General features: G+C 73.7%; 10 protein-coding genes. 4 read left to right on the top strand and 6 right to left on the bottom strand.

Features of this window, described 5'->3' with window-relative positions:
• Nucleotides 1-89 precede the first annotated feature (89 nt).
• Nucleotides 90-1,172, top strand: coding sequence for an NAD(P)-dependent alcohol dehydrogenase (locus ACGF07_RS27430; RefSeq protein ID WP_392902913.1), 1,083 nt, complete (start codon nucleotides 90-92; stop codon nucleotides 1,170-1,172).
• A 340-nt stretch (nucleotides 1,173-1,512) separates the two neighbouring features.
• Here ACGF07_RS27430 and ACGF07_RS27425 read toward each other — a convergent pair whose 3' ends face one another.
• The 3 genes from ACGF07_RS27425 to ACGF07_RS27415 form a co-directional block, all read right to left on the bottom strand.
• Nucleotides 1,513-1,947, bottom strand: coding sequence for a DUF6114 domain-containing protein (locus tag ACGF07_RS27425; protein ID WP_392903043.1), 435 nt, complete (start codon nucleotides 1,945-1,947; stop codon nucleotides 1,513-1,515).
• 152 nt (nucleotides 1,948-2,099) lie between these two features.
• Entirely contained in the window at nucleotides 2,100-2,756 is a 657-nt protein-coding gene (locus ACGF07_RS27420; protein WP_350750081.1) for a DUF6230 family protein, read from the bottom strand.
• Nucleotides 2,757-2,894: 138 nt separating this feature from the next.
• Nucleotides 2,895-3,647, bottom strand: a complete 753-nt coding sequence (locus ACGF07_RS27415) for a helix-turn-helix domain-containing protein (protein ID WP_350750078.1) — start codon at nucleotides 3,645-3,647, stop codon at nucleotides 2,895-2,897.
• Nucleotides 3,648-4,100: 453 nt separating this feature from the next.
• Here ACGF07_RS27415 and ACGF07_RS27410 point away from each other — a divergent pair, with 453 nt between their 5' ends.
• The 3 genes from ACGF07_RS27410 to ACGF07_RS27400 all read left to right on the top strand — a co-directional run bounded on the left by ACGF07_RS27410 (nucleotide 4,101) and on the right by ACGF07_RS27400 (nucleotide 7,373).
• Nucleotides 4,101-4,772: a Tat pathway signal sequence domain protein gene (locus ACGF07_RS27410; protein ID WP_392902911.1), complete on the top strand. Its 672-nt coding sequence runs from the start codon at nucleotides 4,101-4,103 to the stop codon at nucleotides 4,770-4,772.
• A gap of 199 nt (nucleotides 4,773-4,971) precedes the next feature.
• Nucleotides 4,972-5,889, top strand: coding sequence for an AAA family ATPase (locus tag ACGF07_RS27405; protein ID WP_392902910.1), 918 nt, complete (start codon nucleotides 4,972-4,974; stop codon nucleotides 5,887-5,889).
• Nucleotides 5,886-7,373 (top strand): VWA domain-containing protein, encoded by a 1,488-nt coding sequence (locus ACGF07_RS27400; protein WP_392902909.1) that lies wholly within the window; start codon nucleotides 5,886-5,888, stop codon nucleotides 7,371-7,373. Before ACGF07_RS27405 ends, ACGF07_RS27400 begins: the two co-directional genes overlap by 4 nt.
• 40 nt (nucleotides 7,374-7,413) lie before the next feature.
• Here ACGF07_RS27400 and ACGF07_RS27395 read toward each other — a convergent pair whose 3' ends face one another.
• The 3 genes from ACGF07_RS27395 to ACGF07_RS27385 form a co-directional block, all read right to left on the bottom strand.
• The gene (locus tag ACGF07_RS27395) at nucleotides 7,414-8,379 is read right to left on the bottom strand and encodes an alpha/beta fold hydrolase (RefSeq protein WP_392902907.1); all 966 of its coding nucleotides are present in this window, start codon (nucleotides 8,377-8,379) and stop codon (nucleotides 7,414-7,416) included.
• Between the two features lie 171 nt (nucleotides 8,380-8,550).
• The gene (locus ACGF07_RS27390) at nucleotides 8,551-12,039 is read right to left on the bottom strand and encodes a S8 family serine peptidase (RefSeq protein ID WP_392902906.1); all 3,489 of its coding nucleotides are present in this window, start codon (nucleotides 12,037-12,039) and stop codon (nucleotides 8,551-8,553) included.
• A 417-nt stretch (nucleotides 12,040-12,456) separates the two neighbouring features.
• Nucleotides 12,457-13,311, bottom strand: coding sequence for a siderophore-interacting protein (locus ACGF07_RS27385; RefSeq protein ID WP_392902905.1), 855 nt, complete (start codon nucleotides 13,309-13,311; stop codon nucleotides 12,457-12,459).
• Between the last annotated feature and the right edge of the window lie 43 nt (nucleotides 13,312-13,354).

The following is a 13,354-nucleotide window of genomic DNA, read 5'->3' as shown; positions in this document are numbered from 1 at the left end:
GGCTTCGTACGCCGGGGTTTCGTACGCCCCGGCTTCGTACGACGATCTCTGGTCTGGTTGGCCTTCCGCCGCCACCGCAGTCTGGGGTCATGGCCAACGAGACGAACGAGAGCAACACCACGGGCACCGCCACCCGCACCGTCGCCGCCTACGCGGCACCGCGGCCGGACGCCCCGCTGGAGAAGACGACCATCACCCGCCGGGCCGTCGGCGAGCACGACATCGTGATCGACATCAAGTACTCCGGCATCTGCCACTCCGACCTCCACCAGGTCGGCGAGGACTGGGGCACCGGGATCTTCCCGATGGTCCCGGGGCACGAGATCGCCGGCGTGGTCAGCGAGATCGGTCCGGGCGTGACCCGTTGGAAGGTCGGCGACCGGGTCGGCGTCGGCTGCTTCGTCGACAGCTGCCGGGAGTGCGACAACTGCCAGGCCGGCCTCCAGCAGTACTGCACGGGCGGGGCCGTCTTCACCTACAACGGCACGGGCAGGGACGGCCTGCCGACCTACGGCGGGTACTCGGCCGAGCTGGTGGTGGACGAGGCGTACGCGCTGGGCATCCCCGACAGCCTGCCGCTGGACGCCGCCGCCCCGCTGCTGTGCGCGGGCATCACGCTGTACTCGCCGCTGGCGCACTGGGGTGCCGGCCCGGGCAAGAAGGTGGCGATCGTGGGCCTCGGCGGCCTCGGCCACATGGGCGTCAAGCTCGCCCACGCGATGGGGGCGGAGGTCACCGTGCTCAGCCAGTCGCTGCGCAAGCGCGAGGACGGCCTCGGGCTCGGTGCCGACGACTACCGGGCCACCTCCGACCCGGCGACCTTCACGGACCTGGCGGGCCGCTTCGACCTGATCGTCAACACCGTCTCCGCCGACCTCGACCTGAGCGCCTACATCGGCCTGCTGCGCACCGACGGCACCCTGGTGCAGGTCGGCATGCCGGAGAAGCCGGTCACGCTGCACCCGTTCCCGCTGGCCATCGGCCGCCGCTCGCTGGCGGGTTCGATGATCGGTGGGCTGCCGGAGACCCAGGAGATGCTGGACTTCTGCGGCGAGCACGGGATCGCGGCGGAGATCGAGCTGATCCGGGCCGACCAGGTCAACGAGGCCTTCCGGCGGCTGGCGGACGGCGACGTCCGGTTCCGCTTCGTGATCGACGCCTCGACCATCTGACGGACCGACCGCCGGGTCGGCTTCCCGGCGGTTCGCTGGAGCCGCCGGGACCTCCGGACGGACCGCCCCGCGCCCCGGTGCTCTCCCACACCCGGGCGCGGGGCGCCGCCGGTGATCGCCGGCGCGGGGCCCCCGGCCCCCCGCCCCCCCGGCCCCCGGGCGGGGGGGGCCCGGCGGGGGGGGGGGGGGCCCGCCCGGGCCGCCGCCCCCCCCCCCCCCCCCCGGGGGGCCCCCCCCCCCGGGGGGGGGGGGGCGCCGCCGTTGATCGCCGGCGCTGGTCCCCGGGCCGCCGGCCCCCGCGGCCCCGGGGACCGTCAGGGCCGCCGCGGCCCGGGTGCCGTCAGGCCCCGGCCGCCGCCCGGCGTTGCGCGCGCCGGTCCTCCCGCCGCTGGCGCCCGCGGCGCAGCGGCTGATCGGGCAGCCACCCGAAGGTCAGGCAGGAGCCCACCACGCCGAGCAGCATCCCGATCAGGAAGCCGCCCAGGTTGGAGGTCACCCAGGTGGCCAGCGAGGCGAGCACGGCGAGGATGGAGTAGAACAGCCGCTGGCCCGGGTTGAACAGGATCAGCAGGCCGCACACCACCATCACCACTGGCACCAGGTAGCCCGCCAGTCCCGCCATCCCGATGTGCAGGAGGACGGGCAGCGGGGCCCAGAGCGTGAACAGGATCTCGGCGCCGCCGAGCGTCACCAGCAGCCCGCCCCAGAACGGCCGCCCGCCCCGCCAGTCGCGCCGGACGGGGCCCCGGGCCGCCGCGGCGGCCGGTGCCGGCACCGGTGCCGCGGTCGGGTCGACAGCTGCCGGAGCGGCGGGCGGGGGCGTGCCCGCGGCGGGCGCGGCAGCCGTCCCCTCGGCCGCCACCCCCTCCGTCCGCGGCCCGCCGCCCTCGCCGGTTCCGGTCGGCTCCGGTACGGACCCGGCCATGCTCAGCAGCCCGTGGAGCTGAAGCTCAGCCGCAGGTTGGGCAGTTTGAACCCGGCGGCGGTGCTCGCGTAGTTGTGCTGCTTGAGGTGGGTCAGCTGGACGGTGTCGGCCTGCTGGCCGAAGACGCCCGGGTTGCCCTTCCCGGCCGGGCCGGCCTTGGTGTACGTGCTGGCGTCGCCGCCGATCTCGATGTTGTTGAACTCCGCGTCACCGGACAGCAGGTCGGAGTCGGTGGTGAGGTCGGTGGCGGAGACGGGCGTGCCGCCGTCGCCGGCGTGGATCACCAGGTTGATGCCGCCGAGGTCGACGCTCTGGCACAGGTTGGTGATCTGGGCCTGCTTGATCGCCGACACCGCGACCAGCACCTGGCCGCCGGTGGAGCCGGCGTTGGGGCTGTCGGGGATCATCGAGTCCAGGCCGCCGAACTGGGCGAAGCCCTGTCCGTCGAGCTTGTCCGCGGTGATGGTGAACGGCATGCCGGAGATGGAGAACTGGGCGGCGAGCACGCCCTGGGCGGTGAGGGTCATCAGGACGCCTCCGAGCGCGACGGCCGGGACGGCCATCAGGACGGAGCGCTTCAGCCGTACCCGGCCTCTTCTCGCACCGGTCGGCGTCTGTGGGGAATCCGCCGCGGCGGCGGCGTCCTCGGACATGGCCATGTGTGCTCCCTGTGGGTGGGTGGGTGTGCAGGCACTGGCACGTTGCCCTGGCGCGGACAGCGTCGGGCGCGCCCGACCGGGCCGTCCGCCCCTCGGCAGCGGGGCGGATCGGTCGGAGCGCGATGAGTAACTGGGAAGCTACTGCCCGGTATCGGCCCGGTCAATAGAGGTGCACGAAGGATCTTCACGAATCCCGGCTCCCAGCCGCCGGGCCGCCTCGGCCGGGCCGAGGAACGGCGCGAGGCAGAACAGGCTCAACACCGGGAGCAGCTCCGGGAGTCGATCGGTGCGGCCGGAGGCGATCCGCCGGTGGAGGGTGCTGTAGACGCCGCCCACCACGGCGTCCACCATCTCCTCCACCGGCACGCCGCCCGGCAGTTGGGGCACCTCGGCGAAGAACGCCCGGAACCGGCTGAGGAGTTGGTCCCGCTCACAACGCCCCGCCGGGCCGACCGCCTCGATCTCGATCACCGCCATGGTCGCGAACGAGGGCGTTCCGGCGAGGAGTTGGAGCATGGCGTCGAGCGCCCGGCGGATCCCGGCGCACCAGTCGGATTCGGCCGCGAAGGCCGCCGCCATCCGCCGGAGCACCACCCCGGTGCCGTACCGGTGCGCGGCCAGGAAGGCGTCCTCCTTGCCGCTGAACAGCTCGTAGAAGACCGGCCTGGTCACCCCGGCCGCGCGGCAGATGTCGCTCACCGTGGCGTGCTGGTAGCCGCGTTCGGCCACCGTGCGGACCAGCCCGTCCAGCAGCCGTTCGCGCTGGGTGGCGGCGACCACTCCGGCCGGCAGCCGGCGCGGGCCGGGTTTGATCGACCTGGCCGGATCCCGGCCGGTCCGGGCACCCGGCAGCAGGGCCAGCTCCGCGGCCCGAAGGTCCTTGGGATCCATCACCAACTCCTGTGTCCTGTATTGACATTGACGGATCACGGGGTTTACAACACTGGCAGGTTTCCAACCGGTGGGTGAGCAGGCCACCACCGGCCGACCTCCAGGGCTCCGACGGCCCCGGGCCCGCGGCGGCGGCAGCCGCCGACGTGCACCCACAGCACCGCCCGTCCGCACCGATGCGGCCTCGCCCCGCTGCGCACCGAACCGTCGTACCGCTGCGCACCGAACCGTACCGACCGTCGTACCCGGCGAAGCCCCACCTGCACACCGCGCACCTGCACCGCCGTACCGCTCACCGCCGGACCGCACCGGCGGGCCCGTGGCGCCGGGCCCGCCCGGACACCGTGGTCCGCCGGAGCCCCTCGGTACGCCCTCACCTCCCCCGTCGTGCCCACCACCACACCCGCACGCGGGGATTCCCCCACCCGTCCCCGGACGGAGAGAGGCACCCTCATGCGCATCCGTCGCACCCTCGCAGCCGCATCCCTCGCCGCCATCGCCCTCACCGGCGCCGCCGTGGCACCGGCCCAGGCGGCCGGCGCCGCCGTCCTGACCACCGGCAGCCCCTCCGGGCCGGCCGTCTCCGTCGGCGACACCCTGACCGCGAACCTGGTCTCCGGCAGCTACGCCACCTTCTACAACAGCGCCTCCGGGACGAGCGGCATCAAGTGCGCCGCCTCCTCCTTCTCCGCCGGCGTCACGTCCAACCCCAGCGCCCCGGGCAGCGCGGTCGAGCGGCTCAACACCCAGACCTTCGGCTCCTGCACCTCCAACGTCCTCGGCGTCACGGGCGTGCGCAGCATCACCGTCACCAACCTGCCGTTCACCAACACGGTCAGCGACGCCGCCGGCAACCCCGTCTCGCTCACCCCCGGCGCGGCCGGCGCGATGGGCACCACCGTGGTGCTCAACACCATCCTGGGCAGCATCAACTGCGTCTACCAGAACAGCACCGGCATCTCCGGCACCACCTCGAACACGGGCAACACCATCGGGTTCTCCGGCCAGCCCTTCACGCTGGTCTCCGGCCCGGGCCTGTGTTTCTCGACCGGCTACTTCAGCGCCACCTACGGCCCGGTGACCGACAGCTCGGTCGCGGGCAGCCCGGTCGTGTACGTCAACTGACGCACGGCCCCGCCCACGCGGCCGCGGCGTACGGCGGGCGGCGGCCTGCCGTACGCCGCCGCCCGCCCATGCCCCCGTGCCGCGCATGCCCCCCGTGCCGCCCGTGCCGCCCGTGTGCGCGCCGACGACCCGGGACAGGGAAGTGACCGGCCGGTAGGGTGACGGCGCAGGACACGGCGAACCGGAACGGGGCGGGCAGATGGCCAGCGGCAGCAGCACGAACGGCGGCGACGGCGGCAGCGGCGGCGCCCGCGAGGGGACGGGCTTCTTCGCCTCCGTGGCGGACACCGCCGAGCGACTCGCCGCGACCGGCTACCTGGCCTCCACCGCCGTGGCCACCACCGTCTACCTCGCCGACCGGCTCGGCAAGCCGCTGCTGGTCGAGGGCCCCGCCGGGGTCGGCAAGACCGAACTCGCCAAGGCGGTGGCCGAACTCGGGCGGGCCCGGCTGGTCCGGCTGCAGTGCTACGAGGGCATCGACGAGGCCCGCGCGCTGTACGAGTGGAACCACGCCAAGCAGCTGCTGCGGATCACCGCCGGTCGGGACGAGGGCTGGGACCAGGCCCGCACCGACATCTTCGGCGAGGAGTTCCTGCTCACCCGCCCGCTGCTGACCGCCATCCGCGGCGAGGACCCCACCGTCCTGCTGATCGACGAGATGGACAAGGCGGACGTCGAGGTCGAGGCGCTGCTGCTGGAGGTGCTCAGCGACTTCCAGGTGACCGTCCCCGAACTCGGCACCATCACCGCGACCCGCCGGCCCTTCGTGCTGCTCACCTCCAACGCCACCCGGGAACTCTCCGAGGCGCTGCGCCGCCGCTGCCTCTTCCTCCACCTCGACTACCCGGACGCCGAGTTGGAGCGCCGGATCGTCCGGCTCAAGGTGCCCGGCCTGGACGACACCCTGGCCGCCTCCGTGGTCCGGGTGGTCGGCGCACTGCGGGCGATGGAGCTGCGCAAGGCGCCGTCCGTCGCCGAGACCGTCGACTGGGCCCGCACCCTGCTCGCCCTCGGCGCGGACACCCTGGACGACACGGTGGTCCGGGACACCCTCGGGGTGATCCTCAAGCACCAGGACGACGTCCGGAAGGCCGCCCAGAAGCTCTCTCTCGCATGACGGCGCCGCAGACCGCCGACCCCGCCGCCCGGCTGACCGGCCTGGTCCGCGCCCTGCGCGGGCACGGCCTGCGGATCGGCCCCGCCGAGACGGTGGACGCCGCCGCCGTGCTGGACGTGCTCGGCTTCACCGACCGCGAGCAGATGCGGGCCGGACTGGCGGCCGCCCTGCTCCGCTCGGACGGCCAACGGCCGGTCTTCGACGCCGCCTTCGACCTGTTCTTCCCGCGCGGCGTCGGCACCCCCGAGGCGCTGCGCACCGACCCGCCGCCGGTGCCGGACGACCCCGAGCCACCGCGGTTCGGCCGCCCCGACCCGCTCCGCGAGCAGCTGCGCGAACGCCTCGCCGCCGCCCTGGCCGCCGACGACCGCGCCGCCCAGACCCGTCTGGCCGCCGAGGTGGTGGAGGCCTTCGGCCGGTACGGCACCGGCGGCACGCCCGGCTCCGACGGCTGGTCCGCCCACCAGGCACTCGGCCGGCTCTCCCCCGAGACGCTGCTCGCCCGGGTCCTCGCGGCGCTGCGCGAAGCCGCGCTGCGCGAGGCGGCCCTGCGCGAAGCCGCCGGTGCGGACGGCTCCGCCGCCGCCGACGGGCCCGCCGCCGACCTCTCCGACCGCGTCCTCGCCGACGAGATCCGCCGCCGCATCCAGGGCTTCCGCGCCCTGGTCACCGGCGAGGCCCGCCGCCGCGTCGCCGAACGGCAGGGCGCCGAGCGGATCGCCGAACGCGCCGTCACCCCCACCCCCGACCGGATCGACTTCCTCTACGCCGGCCGCGACCAGCTCGCCCAACTGCGCCGCACTGTCCACCCGTTGGCCCGCAAGCTGGCGACCCGGCTGGCCGCCCGGCGCCGCCGCGCCGCCCGGGGAAGGATCGACCTGCGCCGCACCCTGCGCCGCTCGCTCGGCACCGGCGGGGTGCCGCTGCGCCCGGCGTACCGGCTGCGCCGCCCGGCCCGGCCGGAGCTGGTGCTGCTGTGCGACGTGTCCGGCTCGGTGTCGGGCTTCGCGGACTTCACGATGCTGCTGGTGCAGGCCATGAGCGAGCAGTTCAGCAAGGTCCGGGTGTTCGCGTTCGTCAACCGCACCGCCGAGGTCACCGAGTTGCTGCGGGACGCCGACGGCGACCCGGCCCGGCTGGCCGCCCGGATCCTCACCGAGGCCGGGGTGACGGGCCACCACGGCAACAGCGACTACGGCTCCGCACTCGGCGAGTTCGCCGACCACCACCTGGACGCGGTCGGCCCGCGCACCTGTGTGCTGGTCCTCGGCGACGCCCGCACCAACCACCGCGACCCCAACCTGGCCGCGCTGCGCCGGATCGCCGACCGCGCCCAGCGGGTGTTCTGGCTCAACCCCGAGCCGCCGGCGCTCTGGCCGACCGGCGACTCCGCCGCGCTCGGGTACGCGGACGTCGTGGAGATGCACTCCTGCCGCAACGCCCGCCGGCTCGGCGAGCTGATCGCCCGGCTGCTGCCGGTGTAGGGCGCGCCCGGCGGAGGCCGCCGAACGCGCCCGGGCCGGCTCAGTCGAGGGACTTCAGGAAGCCGAGCAGTGCCTCCGTCACCTCGGCCGGGCGCTCCTGCTGCGTCCAGTGGCCGGTCTCCGGCAGCCGGACGTGCCGCTGCAGCCGGGGTGTCACCTCCGTCAGCAGGTGGGCCATCACCTCCGGCGGGATCATCGCGTTGACCAGGTCCTGCTCACCCGCCACGTACAGCGCGGGCACGTCGATCCGCTTGCCGGCGAACGCCGCCATCAGCTCGTTGTTCCGGTCGATGTTGCGGTACCAGTTGAGCCCCCCGGTGAAGGCGCGCTCGCCGTGCAGGGCGTGGTCGGCCGCGAACGCGTCGAGGTCCGCCTCGGTGAGCCAGTCCGGCAGCCGGGACGGCTCCGGGATGGTGTCCAGCAGCTTGGCGCCCTCGGGCACGACCCAGGGCCGCGGCTCTCCGTCGGGCTGGACGCCGCAGAGGATGCGGCGCAGGCTGGCCCGCACGTCGGCCGCCAACTCGGCGTCGGCGCGGCCCGGCTCCTGGAAGTAGATCTGGTAGAAGCCCTCACCGAAGTTCTCCCGGGCGGCCTGCAGCGGTCCGGGCCCGGCCGGCAGCGGCGGCACGCTGAGTCCGGCCACGCCGCGCACCAGGTCGGGCCGCAGCGCGGCGGTGGCCCAGGCGACCGGCGCACCCCAGTCGTGCCCCACCACGACGGCCCGCTCCTCGCCCAGTGCGCCGATCAGCGCCGTCACGTCCCCGACGAGGTGCAGCAGGGAGTAGGCGTCCACGTCCTCGGGCTGGGAGCTGCGGGCGTAGCCGCGCTGGTCCGGGGCGACCACCCGGTAGCCGGCCTCGGCGAGCGGGGCGAACTGGTGCCGCCAGGAGTACCAGCTCTCCGGGAAGCCGTGCAGCAGCAGGACCAGCGGCCCCTCCCCCTGTTCCGCGAGGTGCAGCCGGACGCCGTTCACCTCGACGTGACTGTGCTTGATCGCGTCGTTCACATCCGCTCCCCGGTCGGGCTCGACAGAAAGGTCAGTTCGAATCCGACCCTGCCCAGCGCGGCCCGTCCGGAACCCCCTCTCCTCGTCACCCGGCCACGCGAAGCGGCCGAGGCCGCCCGGGTGTTCCGGGACGGCCTCGGCCTCGGGCTACGACATCGAACCGATCGGGCGTCAGTTCACCGTGTAGCTGTACGGGATCGCGGCGAGCACCGAACCGGTGGTGCCCAGCGCGTTGTTGGCGGTCGGCACGAAGCTCGGGCCCGACACCAGGTAGAGCACACCCTTGACCGTGCTGCCCTTCGGGCCGGTCGGGGTGACGGTCACCTGCAGCGACCCGGTGGCGCCGGGCGCGACCGTCACCGGCTTGGCGGCCGGGGCGGAGGCGTCGACACCGGAGGCGTACGGGTCACCGGTGCTGGAGGCCAGCGCCGGGTCGAACGCCAGGGTGTGGGCGGTGGCGCTGATCGTGGAGGTGCCGGTCGGGGCACCGCCGTTGCCGAACGGGCCGATCTGCTGGACGAAGGTGCCCCAGGAGCCGGGGACGACCGGCTGCTCGGCGCTGCCCTTGTCGGTGACGACCGAGATGGTCGAGCCGTCCTGCGCCTTCTTGAGGTCACCGAACAGGTCCGGCGAGCCGGTGGTGGCGCTCAGCTCGATCTGCGCCGGCGTCGAGGACGCCGCCACGGCCTTGAGCTGGTCGGTGCCCGGGGGCACCAGGAAGCCGGGCACCGAGGAGGTGAGGCTCAGCGGCAGGTTGACGGAGGCCGAGGCGCCCTGCGGCACGAGCGGCAGGTCGACCCGCTTGTCCAGCCGGGCGTCGGCGGCGATCCGCTGGGTGGCGCCGGTGGTATTGGTGTAGTTCACCTGCACGGTGACCGGCTTGCCGGCCGCCAGCTTGGTGCGGGCGTCGTTCGGCAGACCGGCCGCGGTGGCCTGGTCGCGGTTGAACGCGATGGTGCCGGTGAAGTCCTGGGCGAGCTCCTGGCCGCTGACCGGGCCGAGGACGTTCAGGACGAACCGCCAGTGGCCCTCGGCCGGGTTGACGGTGGTGGCCGAGACGCCGTTGCCGGTGCCGGTCAGGTTGCCCTGGGCGTCGAACAGCCCGTTGCCCTCGATGTCGATCGGGGTGCCGTTCGGGCTGATCAGCGCGCCCTGCATGAGCAGGTTGGCGTCCTTGGCGACGGTGACGCCGACCCGTACGTCCTTCTGGCCCTTGGGCACGTCGAAGCCGTAGGTGAAGCTCTGCGTCGGCGAGGAGCCGCGGCCGTTGCCGCCGGTGATGGTGCCGGTGAAGGTGCCGGTGCCGTTGGTGACCGGGACGAGGCTGCGCAGGATGACCGGAACGCTGGTGGTGCGGCCGTTCGAGCTGGAGACGGTGACCGCCTCGCTCGAGTCGCCGCTGGTCGCCGGGGTGGTGACCTGGACCTTCAGCGTCTTCGTCTGACCGGGCCGCAGCTCGGTGCTGTTCGGGCTCACCGCGCCGGCCGGGACCGCGCGCTGGGTGGAGGTGCCGAGCTGGACGTCACCGGTGTAGCCGGCCTTGCCCGCGGGCGTGTAGAGGATCGCGGTCCACTCGCCGGCCACCGGGTGCGGGACGTCCACCAGGCCGTAGTTGGCCGGAGTGGCGCCGCCCTGCGGACGGGTGTTGGTCTCGAAGCGGCCCGACGGGTCGAGCAGCGTCATGCGGACCACCGGCCCGTTGGTGACCGGGTTCGGGCCGCCGTGCCAGGCGATCGACGCCGCGAGGCGGTCGGCGCCGGCCGGAACGGTGAACTTGACCTGCTTCTGCACCCAGTCGGCACCGTTGGTGGCGTACTTGAAGGTGTCCTTGGCCGACGAGTCCAGCTTGACCGTCTGCTGGTCGGCGGCCAGCGGCGCGAAGCTGCGGGTCGCGGCGCTCACCGTCTGGGGCTCGTCACCGGTGTTGGTGACGGAGACCTCGGCGGTGTGGGTCGAGCCCGGGGTGCCGGAGATGCTCAGCTGGCCGGTGTCGACCACCACGGTCCTGGCGCCGTCGGTGCCGTCGCCGTCGTCGTAGCCGCGGGCGGCCTCGACGGCGGCCCGGACGTTCAGCAGACCGGCGCCCTGCTCCTCGGCCGGGACGCCGAGGTCGGTGGCCGTACCGGTGAGGAACTTCTTCACCAGGGCCGGGGAGGGCGAGTCGCCGCCGTGGGTGTCGCGGTAGGCCTGGATGACCAGGGCCGCGGCGCCGGTGACGAACGGGGCGGACTGGCTGGTCCCGCCGAAGGGCTGGATCGGCGAGGGCTTGCCGTTGAAACCGGTGCAGTCGGTGTACTTGGTGGTGTCGGGGGTGCACAGCGCCCAGTCCGACTCGCCCGGGGCGACCAGGTCGACCGTCCGGCCGGCCTGGGTGAAGCCGCCCGAGGACAGCGCGGAGATGCGGCTGTTGCTCCAGGTCTTGTTGGAGAACTGGGAGGCCGCGTAACCGGTCTGCTGGTAGTTCTGGTTGTCCGTCGAGGCGCCGACCGAGATCACGTTCGGGTCGGTGGACGGGGTGCCGATGGTGCCGCTCAGGCCCGCGTCACCGGAGGAGACGGAGACCGTGACCCCGGCCTTGACGGCCTGGTCGTTGAAGAGCGAGATGGTGTCGTGCGCGCCGCTGTCCGGGGTGACGTTGCCGCCGAAGGACTCGTTCAGCACGTCGACGTGGGCGACCCGCACCGCGTAGTCGATGGACTGCAGGATCGACGAGTTCGACATGATCTCGCCGCCGGCCTTCAGGGCGACCAGGTCCGCGTCCGGGGCCAGGCCCTTGATGCGGATGTTGCAGCCGGCCGGAAGCGGGTGCGAGGGGTTGACGAACTGCGAGAGGTCGTAGGTCTGGCGGCCCTGGGCGATGACCGCCGAGGCGTCGCCGAAGGCCTCGGCGGCACCGGTCGGCGCGCCCCAGCCGTCACCCGCGAAGTCCTGGTAGTCGACCACGGCGTGCGAACCGTCGGCCCGGATGAAGTCCGGGTTGTCCGGGTCGAGGCCGTCGGCGATGTAGGCGACCTTGACCCCCTTGCCGGTGGCGAGGTCGGCAGCACCGGGCTGGCCGTTGCCGGTCACGCCGTGCACCGAGTAGAGGCCCTCGGGCTCCAGCAGCGGCTTCGACGGGTCCGCGGGGCAGACCGCGTTGGTCGCGTTCTCCTCGGCCTGGCCGTTGCTGCCCGGAACGGCCTTCGGAGCGGCGCCGGCCTTGGCCGACGGCGCCGCGGCCGCCTCCGCGTCCTTCTTCGCCTTGGTCGCGGCGACCGGGGCCACCTGCACCTGGGTGTCCGCCACCACGGCGGCGACCGCCGGGTCGGCCTGCAGCTTGGCGCGCAGCGCCGGGCTCACCGTGGCCGAGAAGGCGTTGCCGACCACGAAGCTCTTGATGTTGGTGCCGCCGTTGGCCTTGACCGTCGCCAGCAGCGGTGCCTGCGCGCCGGCGGTCTTCTGCTCGCGGGCGCCCAGGTGGCCGTGGTCGGCCGGGGCGTCCGCTATCTGGTCCTTCAGGATCACGATCACCGGCGCCGGCGCCCCGTCCGCGGACGCCGCCTGGGCGTTCTGCGGATCCTGGGCCGGAGCCGCGTCGGCGATGGTCCCGAGGCTCAGGACCATGGACGCGGCGGTGATCGTGACGGCGGCTGCAAGCTGGGTCTTCCGCCAGCCGATCAATGGACATCCTTTCGTCTGATGAGACGTCAGGTTGCGCGGCCCAGCGTACGCGGATCCTGGTCGGACGCGTGGTTGCTCCGGACCGCGCGTCCCGACAGCGGACGCATTCCAGCGCATCCGCCAGGACCCCGACAAGGGGGGAAATTCCCATCAGAAAGTAAAAATGACCATCGGCGAGTAAAATTAACAGTATGAATCCCGCCGAGTCCGTCCCTTTTTCACCGATCAGAGCCGGTCAGGGACGGTCGAAACCAGCGGTCGAGGCGGCGGAAATGCACGTGGCGGACTCTCGACACTGGCGGAACACCGCCACTTCCGACCCCGTGGATTCCCGCGCGCAGCCTATTTGTCGACACTTCGACACTTCGCCGACACCTCGACCGTCCTTCCCGGCCGGCCGCGGGTGAAACGCGGATATCAGGACCGGGCCGCCAGCCGCTCCTGAGCGTCCGCCAGGTCCTCGGCGGTCGGCGCGTCGTCCTGGGTGAGCCGGTGGCGCCAGTACCCGGTGAAGTCGATGCGCGGCTTCGGCACCCCCCACTCCTCCACCAGGCGGCGGCGCAGCGCCCGCACCGCCCCCGCCTCCCCGGCCATCCAGACGAGGGGTTCGCCCGCCGGCGGCTCGGCGCCCCGGAAGGCCGCCGTCAGCGCGGCGCCGGGGGCGGCGCCGTCACGGTGGACCCACCGCACCTCCAGGTCGGCACGGCTCACCAGCTCCTGACGCTCCGCCGTGTCGGCGACCTCGACCCAGGCCAGCGCCCGCACCCCCGCAGGCAGCGCCTCCAGCAGCGTCGCCAGGGCGGGCAGCGCGGTCTCGTCCCCGGCCAGCAGCACCCAGTCGGCGGCCACCGCGGCCTCGGCGAACGGCACCGGCGGGGCGTACAGCGTGGACGGGCCGACCATGCCGAGCCGGTCCCCCGGCGCGGCCCGCAGCGCCCACGCGGCGGCCGGTCCGGTGCTGCCGTGCAGCACGAAGTCGATCTCGATCCGCCGGGTGCCGGGCTGTCGGCGGCGCAGGGTGAAGCTGCGCAGCAGCGGGCGCTCGGCCTCGGGGATCGCCAGGTAGGCCCGGTACCAGCCCATCGGGTCGTCCTGCTGCGCGGGCAGCACCGGCTCACGCTGCCCGGGGCGCGGGAAGCACAGCTTGAGCTGCTGGTCGGGCGTGCCGCCGACGTCGTCGGCCAGGGCCTGGGCCTCGAAGGTGATCCGGGCGGTGCGCGGAGTGATCCGGCGGACCGCCACGACGTCGAGGACGGTGACGGGCAGGGTCATCGCGGGGCTCCTTCGATCGGTAACCTTACGGCATAAAGCATTG

The sequence above is a fragment of the Kitasatospora sp. NPDC048194 genome, assembly GCF_043202455.1.
GTDB lineage: Bacteria > Actinomycetota > Actinomycetes > Streptomycetales > Streptomycetaceae > Kitasatospora.
The sequence above is the reverse complement of the archived record's forward strand: the minus strand, read 5'-3'. Positions and strand labels throughout refer to the sequence as shown.